Below are 868 nucleotides of genomic sequence, written 5' to 3' on the forward strand. Positions count from 1 at the left end.
AGATGTGTATAAGAGACAGGTCTATAAGTATTTTTTTGGGTATAGGGTTGTTGTTGGTATTCTTTGTGGGCGGAGAGTCTGATGCTTCTTCACGTGATTTGTTGAATAGTTTTAGCAGTGTTGCTGTTGAGTGTTCTCCTTCACCATAAAGCGCCAGTTCAAAAATACCATTTGATACGCGTAGAAAATCTTTCGCTGCAAGGCTTATATGCGGGCCGCCGCAGAATAAAATTGTCTCAGGTAGAGCGCTTTTAATTAATTCACCCCAAGCGATCGCTGCTTGAACATGGCTGCTGAAAATAGATATTCCTACCAGTGCAGGTTGCCAGTCTATCAGGTCTTTTAATTCGTGAGAGTCTGAGGTGTATAAGTCAGAATAATCAAATATTTTGCATGTTACATGTGTTACATGTTTTTTTACGTAAGCTGATATGTTCTGGAGCCCCAAAGGCATTACTTTTTGCGGACCTTCGCCGTATGGCAGCGAAACTAACGCTAGTCGAGTAGGGTCGTAATTATCACTGTCCTTATTTAGTAAATTGCAGCACGCTTCGTTCATACGCACTCCTTGCTTCTTTGTCCTCAGACATATTGAAGAAAGCTGGATACCGCTCTGTTAGCGCCAAGGATTTTTCATGGGAATCCAGTGCTTCAATAAATTTTTTTTTCGGACTTTTCAGGAGGTGTGTGCCATTGTGAAAAAAACAATACCCGAGTTCTGTCAAGCATAAAACACCTTCATTGATTGCAGCTCTCATCTGTTGGCAGCCTTTGAGTTTAGAAGTGGGCATCGTTACACGATGCCCTGGTTGCTTCATCAAAACTCTGGCGCCGTTTTTCCAGCAACCATGTCGTACGTTCCATCTGG

Annotated in this window: 2 protein-coding genes; both read right to left on the reverse strand. The window is 42.5% G+C overall.

The features are described from left to right. Positions 1-559 (reverse strand): cobalamin-dependent protein (locus UB23_RS28865; protein WP_152644317.1); only part of this gene is annotated, 559 nt, incomplete at its 3' end. Continuing rightward, positions 528-868, reverse strand: a 341-nt coding sequence (locus UB23_RS29820) for a hypothetical protein (protein ID WP_236695883.1), incomplete at its 5' end; no start/stop codon positions are given. The genes UB23_RS28865 and UB23_RS29820, both read right to left, overlap by 32 nt.

This window comes from Pseudomonas sp. ES3-33 (assembly GCF_000952175.1).
GTDB lineage: Bacteria > Pseudomonadota > Gammaproteobacteria > Pseudomonadales > Pseudomonadaceae > Aquipseudomonas > Aquipseudomonas gregormendelii.